At 46.8% G+C, this 2,110-nt stretch carries 3 protein-coding genes; 2 read left to right on the forward strand and 1 reads right to left on the reverse strand.

What is annotated here, in order from left to right; genetic code table 11:
• On the forward strand, positions 1-1,236 hold a 1,236-nt coding region (locus tag HMPREF0671_RS07570), incomplete at its 5' end, for a site-specific integrase (RefSeq protein ID WP_156958389.1).
• 52 nt (positions 1,237-1,288) lie between these two features.
• Positions 1,289-1,756: a DUF1896 domain-containing protein gene (locus HMPREF0671_RS07575; RefSeq protein WP_036898995.1), complete on the forward strand. Its 468-nt coding sequence runs from the start codon at positions 1,289-1,291 to the stop codon at positions 1,754-1,756.
• A 95-nt stretch (positions 1,757-1,851) separates the two neighbouring features.
• On the opposite strand, the gene HMPREF0671_RS12410 is transcribed toward HMPREF0671_RS07575, so the two are convergent.
• A partial coding sequence (locus HMPREF0671_RS12410) for a hypothetical protein (RefSeq protein WP_084589740.1) occupies positions 1,852-2,110 on the reverse strand: 259 nt, incomplete at its 5' end.

Genomic DNA, 2,110 nt, shown 5'->3' on the forward strand with positions numbered 1-2,110 from the left:
ATCAATCGCTCAAAAGAAAAAAAGAACGGCAAATGCCCGATTATGGGACGCATCACCATAGACGGAGAGCAAGTGCAATACAGCACGAGAAAGGAAATCGCTCCCGAGCTTTGGGACAGTCGTAAGGGACGATGCAAGGGTATAGGCGAAGAGACAAAGGAAATCAACCGCTACTTGCAAACCAAAGAGGAACAAGCCAAAGGCAAATACCAAGAATTAGTTTGGCAACGTGGCTATATCACTGCCGAGTTGTTGAAACGTGAACTCATGGAAGAGGACAATCCCAAAGGCTTTCTTTTGGAGGAAGCCCGACTATTTATTGAGGAAAAGCGTCCTTGTGTGGGAATAACGGTTGCCAAGCCGACCTTTGCCAACTACATCTATGCCACACAACTCATAGAGGCTTATCTGCGTGAACGCTTAGGGCTGGAGGATATCCGCTACTCTCTGTTGGACTATGGTTTTATCGAGGGGCTGGACTTCTACCTTAAATCAAAGCGCAATCTTTCTCTTGCCACTATTCAGGTAGCGGTCATCTTCCTTAGGAAACTCATCGGCATCGGCCAGCAGAAGAAGTATATCCGCATCGATCCGTTTGCGGACTACAAAGCAGAACTGCCACACCGCACAAGGCGTTATCTCACTACGGAGGAGCTGCAGAGGGTCCTGCAAACACCCATAATTGACAAGCAGTTCGAGCGAGCAAGGCAACTCTTCATTTTCTGCGCCTTCACCGGTTTGGCTCGTGTGGATATGCAACGGCTCAAACCAAAACACATCACCCATAATGCAGACGGCACAGAGGAAATCCGCATCAAAAGGCAGAAAACAGACGTGGAAGCCATCATTCCGCTTCTGCCCATTGCCAAACAAATACTTTCGCTCTATATCAAGGATAAGAAAGCGGACGACTTGATATTCCCCAATCTCACAATAAGAAAAGCATCCTTTGCGTGTGTGAACATCGGGCAGATATGCCGGATAGAGAAAGGCTTGACCTTCCACATGGCTCGGCACACATTCTCAACCACGATTTGCCTTTCCAATGGTATTTCGATGGAAACGCTCAGCAAGATGCTCGGACACAGCAATATCGGTACGACACAAATCTACGGAAAGATAACCGACCATAAGATACAGGAGGATATGACTGCACTCACAGACAGGGAGCATACTGTATTTGAAGGTTATTGTGAGTCGATAGCACGGCAGAACGTGCCACTGCAACACGCATAAAAAGGAAGTAATTACCAAACATTTATTATTCACGATTGAAAACCAAATGATTATGAAAAAGAACAACAAACAGGAACTTTCTTACTTTCGATTGAAATTAAGAAGTTATATGAGTGAGCATCCCCCCGAGAGGTTGCAAGATACGGAGTTTATCACCACACGGGCAGATATGGCTCTCACAGCTTACTGCGATGCCGTGGCGCAAGGTTTCACTCACCCCGAAGCGGAAAGCATGGCAAGCGAGGTTTTGTATCAAGGCTTGCACTTTTCCAAGTATGACACGCTTGTATCTGTATTGGAAAACGAGTTTGAAAGGGAACTGCCTGCATCGCTTCCTGAAAGACTCGCAACCATCTTGTTGTCGAATAAGGCTGTTCAAGCCACATTCGACAAATTCGGTTTGACGGACACATTTGCTTCTGACGAGCAATACGACCGTCTTTACACCGAACTCACAGGCACGATAGTGCTGCTTACCAAGAGCTATCATTTGCCAATAATCGGTCAGACGGAGGGGTAAGCCCAAAGGCGTTGTAAGCAAAGGCACACGCAAAGTCCCTGATGCCGTTTCTTATCGTGCAAAGGTACAACGGCAGCCAATCTGCCCCGACAAGGTCAAGTCCTGCGGATGGAGAGAAGAATCTCCACCGCAGGATTTTTCTTTTTCAAGTTGGTATTGCCATTTTCAATATTCGTGCGGTCGTATTCATCTCTCCCAACCTTGCAGGGCAGGGCTGCCGTAAGAGAGTATAGGCACGACAAGAATACGGCATACTCAGGCTCTTTGGACGCAAGGCGTAACAGCCAACAATAGATAGGACTGACGATAATACGGACTATCTGTTGTTTGTACAATTTATTGTCATGACTATCT

It is taken from the genome of Prevotella sp. S7 MS 2 (assembly GCF_000762865.1).
GTDB lineage: Bacteria > Bacteroidota > Bacteroidia > Bacteroidales > Bacteroidaceae > Prevotella.